The sequence below is a fragment of the Synechococcus sp. R55.3 genome (assembly GCF_047461975.1).
GTDB lineage: Bacteria > Cyanobacteriota > Cyanobacteriia > Thermostichales > Thermostichaceae > Thermostichus.
On the sequence record NZ_JANSIG010000121.1, the window covers coordinates 1 to 6053 of the forward strand.

The 6053-nt window shown below is 57.6% G+C and carries 6 protein-coding genes; 3 read left to right on the forward strand and 3 right to left on the reverse strand.

Annotation, left to right across the window (positions count from 1 at the left end):
- Positions 1 to 556: DUF2854 domain-containing protein (locus tag NW849_RS13600; RefSeq protein WP_414358300.1), on the reverse strand; the 556-nt coding region annotated here is incomplete at its 3' end.
- Positions 557 to 678: 122 nt separating this feature from the next.
- On the opposite strand from NW849_RS13600, the gene NW849_RS13605 reads away from it, so the two are divergent.
- Positions 679 to 2220, forward strand: a complete 1542-nt coding sequence (locus tag NW849_RS13605) for an aminotransferase class I/II-fold pyridoxal phosphate-dependent enzyme (RefSeq protein ID WP_414358301.1) — start codon at positions 679 to 681, stop codon at positions 2218 to 2220.
- 15 nt (positions 2221 to 2235) lie between these two features.
- Here NW849_RS13605 and NW849_RS13610 read toward each other — a convergent pair whose 3' ends face one another.
- Together NW849_RS13610 and NW849_RS13615 are read right to left on the reverse strand one after the other, a co-directional pair.
- Positions 2236 to 3678 (reverse strand): hemolysin family protein, encoded by a 1443-nt coding sequence (locus NW849_RS13610; protein ID WP_414358304.1) that lies wholly within the window; start codon positions 3676 to 3678, stop codon positions 2236 to 2238.
- A gap of 234 nt (positions 3679 to 3912) precedes the next feature.
- A complete protein-coding gene (locus NW849_RS13615; RefSeq protein ID WP_414358306.1) occupies positions 3913 to 4122 on the reverse strand; it encodes a PepSY domain-containing protein in 210 nt (69 codons plus the stop codon).
- Positions 4123 to 4549: 427 nt separating this feature from the next.
- Between NW849_RS13615 and NW849_RS13620 the strand changes: the two genes are divergently transcribed.
- Both NW849_RS13620 and NW849_RS13625 read left to right on the forward strand, forming a co-directional pair.
- Positions 4550 to 5470, forward strand: coding sequence for a branched-chain amino acid transaminase (locus NW849_RS13620; protein WP_011432133.1), 921 nt, complete (start codon positions 4550 to 4552; stop codon positions 5468 to 5470).
- A gap of 65 nt (positions 5471 to 5535) precedes the next feature.
- The coding region (locus tag NW849_RS13625; protein WP_414329088.1) for a phosphoribosyltransferase at positions 5536 to 6053 on the forward strand (518 nt) is incomplete at its 3' end.

Sequence of the window (6053 nt, forward strand, 5' to 3'; positions counted from 1 at the left end):
GGGATCCACCTCGGGCAACAAGCGCCAATTCCACCTGATTTTCTTGGGGCTGCCCCAGTTGCACCTCCACATCTCGGCCAAAGAAGCCTTGCATTTTTTTCTGGTAGCTTTCCTGCCATTGTTGGAAGGGAACCTTGGGGGAATCGAACAGAAGCACCAAGGTATACCGGCCATCTCGCAGCTCTTCTCTGTACCCTCTCACCTTGGGCAGATCTGCTTCCAGAGGGCCGCGCAGACCCAGAAACTCCAGGGCATCTTCCAGGTGGGCATTAGCCCCGTAGCTATATTTGGTGATATCGGCGCGGACTTGCTTTTGAATTTCCGTGGCCTGCTGGGCGCGGGCTTGGATCACCTCGAGAGAAGGGGCGGCCAGGGCAGGTACCGGCTTGAGTTCCACTACCTTCATGGTTATCCCTCCCAACAGCAAGGGGATCCCGGCAAACAGGCCGATGAGATTGAGGGTGGGATCGTTGTAGTGGGCAAAGCCCCAAGCCGTGGCGGCAACGCCGGCCAACAAAACGAGGGTACTGACGGGGAAGGGCAGTTTTTCAAACATACAGGAGAGGAAGAAAGGCCACCTGAAAACCCAGGCTAGCAGGAAAAGCGCCAGCGGTGGACTTAGCCTCCATTGGGATGGATAATCACAAAATGCCCACCTGGTGTGTTGAGGAGTGGTCTGTGGTTCTGTCCAATCTGTCCAAAACCTCTCGTTGCTTGCGCTCGCTGGATCGCAAAGCCCAAGAGCGAGCACCTCTGTTTGAGGCCATCCGCCACTATTGCAGCTTGGATAAGGCTCCTTTTCACACGCCAGGCCACAAACAGGGACGTGGGATCCCTGCCGATCTGCAAGCCTTTCTGGGAGAGAACGTCTTCCGGGCGGATCTGACCGAGTTGCCAGAGGTGGACAACCTCCACGATCCCGATGGGGTGATCCGGGAGGCCCAGGAGCTGGCGGCAGCAGCTTATGGAGCGGATCGCAGTTGGTTTTTGGTCAACGGTTCCACCTGCGGCGTGGAAACGCTGGTGATGGCGGTGTGCGATCCGGGAGACAAGATCCTCTTGCCGCGCAACTGCCACAAATCCGCCATTGCCGGGGTGATCCTCTCTGGGGCGGTGCCGGCCTATATCGAGCCGGATTTTGACCCGGAGCTGGGCATTGCCCACGGGATTACCCCAGCCGGTTTGGAGGGGGCCTTGGCGGAGCATCCCGATGCCAAAGGCGTTTTGGTAGTCAGCCCCACCTACTACGGGGTCTGCTGCGATGTGCAGGCTTTGGCCTCCATCGCCCATGCCCATGGCCTACCGCTATTGGTGGACGAGGCCCACGGGCCCCATTTTGGGTTTCATCCGCAATTGCCCATCTCGGCCTTGGAAGCCGGTGCGGATCTGGTGGTGCAGTCCACCCACAAGGTGATCTCCGGCATGACGCAAGCCTCGCTGCTCCACCTGCAGGGATCCCGTATCGACCCCAACCGGGTGCGCAACATTCTGCAACTGCTGCAATCGACCAGTCCCAGCTATGTGCTGATGATGTCGCTGGATGTGGCACGGCGGCAGATGGCCTTAGAAGGGGAAGCCCTGCTGGGCCAAGCCTTGGCTTTGGCAGATCAAGCCCGCGCCCGTCTCAACCGCATCCCCGGCTTGCGCTGTTTTGGCCCAGAGCGTATCGGCTCCACCCCTGGTTTTTTCGATTTCGACCGCACCCGTCTCACGGTAACGGTGACAGAGCTGGGGTTGTTCGGCTTCGACGCTCACGACTGGGTTAACGATCACTTCCACGTGCAGCCGGAGATGTCCACCCTGCACAATGTGGTCTTCATTGTCAGCATCGGCAATACCCAGCGAGACATTGACCGCCTGGTGGAAAGTTTCGCCGCCCTGTCGCAACATTTTCAGGGATCCCGCCCATCCAGAGCGGCAATGGAAAAAATGCAGCGGCTGGCACAACTGCCCCGTCCTTGCTTGCCACCACAACGGCTATCACCCCGGGAGGCTTTTTTTGCTCCCATTCAGCGGGTGCCTTTCCAAGAAGCAGTGGGCCATATCTGCGCCGAGATCATCTCCCCCTATCCACCTGGGATCCCGATTTTGGTGCCGGGAGAAGAGGTGACCCAAGAGGCGGTGGACTATCTGCTGTTGGTGCATGAGGCAGGCGGCTTTATCAACGGCCCAGAGGATGTGCGCCTACAAACCCTGAAGGTGGTCAAAGCAACGGCCTAGTCCTCTCCAGCAGGTTTATGGACGGGTTTTTGCCGTTTGCGCTGGGGGGAGCAGCGGTAGGGAGTTTGCCGGGGTGCCGGGGCGGCGGGCTACCTTCACCCGATCCACCCGTGGCCCCTCCATGCGCACCACCTGAAACTCCATCTCTTGGTAGGTGAACTTTTCCCCAGCACGTGGGATCTTCTGCATGTGGTAGATCAAAAAGCCCCCCAGCGTTTGGTAATCCTCGTGCAGAGGCAGGTTGAGGCCACAGCGCTCGTTGATCTCTTCAATATCTAGCTGAGCCTGGATGAGCAAGGTATTTTCGTCAAGTTCTTGGATGTCCGGCTCCTTGGTGTTGGGATCCGGGCCATCGGAGAGCTTGCCGACAATCTCCTCCACCAAGTCTTGAATGGTGATCAGGCCCGCCGTGCCGCCAAACTCATCCACCACCACCACCATCGGCCAGTGGTGCTGCCTCATTTCGGGCAACAGTTCGGCAATCGGCTTGTTCTCCGGCTCAAAGTGGGCCTCGCGGATAAAAGGCGTGATGGGGCTGTGGAGGTCGATGGATCCCTTGGCCAACTGGCCGATCAACTCCTTAACGTGGATCAGCCCGCGGATGTCATCCAAAGACTCGCCAAAGACCGGATAGCGGGAGTGCCCCGATTCCGCCACCTCCGCCAGCACCTCTTGCACCGTTGCAGTTTCCGGCACCGCGTCGATGCTGGTACGCGGGATCATCACCTCGCTGGCCACCGTCTCGCCAAACTCGAAGATGTTGCTCAAAAGCTCTCGCTCTTCCGCCTCGATGTTGCCCGACTCCACCGAGGAAGCGATCAACAGTTGCAGCTCCTCCACCGTCATGGTGCTGTAAAAGGAGCTGGCCTCCGGAATCTGGACTCCCAAAAGCCGCAGCACACACCGAGAGGAAAAGCGGGGCAGCTCTACAAAAGGTCTTAGGATACGGCTGACCAAACGATTGAGCCAGGCCAGTTGCAGCGCAATCGGCTCGGAATAGAGGATGGCCAGAGTCTTGGGGATCAGCTCCCCTACCACGATCTGAAAATAGGTGAGCAGCGAAAACACCACTACCACCGCCACCCCCTGCATAAGGGCCGGATCCACACCCTGAAACCAGTCCAAGCGGCTCAAGGCCAAAAACAGCGTGGGCGAAACTTGGGTGGCTCCAATCCAGCCCAGCAATACACTGGCCAGAGTAATGCCCAACTGGGTGGTGGAGAGGGCATATTCCAGTTGTTCCTGGGCTTTTTGCACAAGAGCTGCCTGCCGGTTCCCTTCGCTGGCCAACTGCACCATCCGGGAGCGCCGCGCCGATACCAAGGAAAACTCGACTGCGACAAAGAAAGCGTTGATGACCAGAAGACCGATGACCCAAAGGAGACTAAGCGACGCATCTCCCCACGAAAGCTCAGTGTTGGGGAAAGTAGCCGCCGAGGCTAAAGGGGGGTCGTCCATCAGGGGGAGCAGCAAGACGGATAGACAGCATTCTAGCTCAGCCTGACCCCACCACCTGTCCTCGGCCGGCAGTCGAACTGGTTTCATCTATCCGTCAACTATCGATGACGCCCTCTCCATGCCCAAAATGCAAAGGATCCCCGGCTTTCGCAGTTCTCATTCATCAAGCAGTAACAGCTACAACCTTTTCCGGCAACGCTCACCCCCGCCTATGCAGGGGGCATCTCCTGGGTGCTAGCCGTCGATATCGACAATATTGCCGGTAGTGGCGTCGATCTTAACTTCAATATCGTTGGTAAATTTCACTTCCCAAACTAGGCGTCTATCTTCGCGCTCCAACTCAACTTCTTTGATCACAGCATTGGGAACAGCAGATCGAGCGATCCGAATAGCTTCCTCAATGGGGATAGGCGGAGCAGAAGATTGGGCAAAAGCAGTTTTCATGCTCCCACCTACCAGTAGCATCGGGCCGCCGAGGGGCAAAATGCCAAGCAAAAGTAAGGAAGCAATCGAAAGTTTTGCAGGCTTTATTTACAGCTGCTTGAGCAACCACCTCCTTACCCTACCACCCTGAGACTCAAGAAGCCTTGCCACAAGGAGCATTGCTGCCTTCACAAGGAGTTCACCCCCTTTGCGTCATAGGGTGTAGCTGCTCGGCCCCTCTTCAGCTACGAACTGTTTGCTTCTCCAATCCAACCCTCTCGGAAACTGACTGGCTAAACAACGCTGCTGCGGGGGAGGAATACCTCTACGCCTATCCCGCGTGCTGCTACTACAGGCAGGGAAGTCATGTTGACGTTGGAGCTCCCGGCACTGCACGAATCGGTGATAATATTCCTACCTCTCATTCCTACCCCGGTGGGTGCCGACCATGCCAGATTTTCTGCCCTACGCCTACTTTCAGGGCCAGATTGTCCCCTTTGCTGAGGCGAAGATCTCCATTGCCACCCATGCTCTGCACTACGGGACAGCGGCGTTCGGCGGCCTACGCGGGATCCCTGATCCGCAAAACCCGGATCAAGTTCTGGTGTTCCGTCTGGATCGCCATTGCCGACGACTGAGTCAAAGCGCCCGCCTGCTCTGTTTTGATCTCCCTGCTGAACGGATTGAGCAGGTGATCGTCGAGCTGATCCGAAAAAACCGTCCCTCCACGTCTTTCTACATCCGCCCCTTGGTGTACACCTCCGACCTAGGCATCTCGCCGCGGCTGCACAACATTGAGAAAGACTTTTTCGTGTACGGCTTGGAACTGGGGGACTACCTCTCGCCAGAGGGAGTCAGTTGCCGCATCAGCTCTTGGGCCCGGCAAGAGGATCGCAGCCTACCATTGCGGGGCAAGATCACCGGCGCCTACATCACTTCCTCTTTGGCCAAAACCGAGGCGGCGCAGGCTGGCTATGACGAGGCCATTTTGATGAACTCCCAGGGCAAAGTGAGTGAAGCCTCGGGCATGAACATCTTCATCGTGCGCAATGGCGTGCTGATTACCCCCAGCTTCGACCAAGATATCTTGGAAGGGATCACCCGCGACAGTGTCCTCACCCTGGCCCGTGATCTGGGGATCCCTACCCAAGAACGGCCCGTTGACAAATCGGAGCTATTGATTGCTGACGAGGCCTTTTTAACCGGCACTGCTGCCAAGATCACCCCCATTCGCCAGATCGAGCAGTACGTCCTGCCCCCCTCCCGCCCCATCACTGAGCAGTTGCGGCAGAAGCTGACGGCAATTACCGAAAATCGGGATCCCGTCTATGCCCATTGGGTGAAGGTGATCCCTCTGAAAGAAAGCTAGTCCCTAGTCGAGGGGAGAAGCGTCATTATTAAACTGAGCACTCTAGATGGGTAGAGGGGGATCCCTTGCACGAAATTTCCATTACCTGGGCCGACTACCACCGCAAAATCGAGGAGTTGGCCGTCAAAGTCTACGAAAGCGGGTGGGAATTTAACCAAATCGTCTGTATTGCCAAGGGGGGGCTGCGCATCGGCGATACCTTGGCCCGTCTTTTCGACCTGCCCCTGGCTATTCTCTCAGCCTCTTCCTACTCTGGGCCCGGTAACCGCCAGCGGGGGCAACTGACCTTCTCGCGGGATCTAGCCATGACCACCGCCAACCTGGGCAGCCACGTGCTGTTGGTGGACGATCTGGCAGACTCCGGCATGACCCTAAAGCGCTCTGTCCACTGGCTCAAGCACCACTACGGCTTCTACATCGAGGAGATCCGCACCGGCGTACTGTGGTACAAGGCCGCCTCCGTCTATCAACCCGACTACTATGTGGACTATTTGCCGGATAACCCTTGGATCCACCAGCCTTTCGAGCCCTACGAGCAGATGACGCCCCAGCAGCTGATGCAATTGCTACGCTCTTCCGGTTA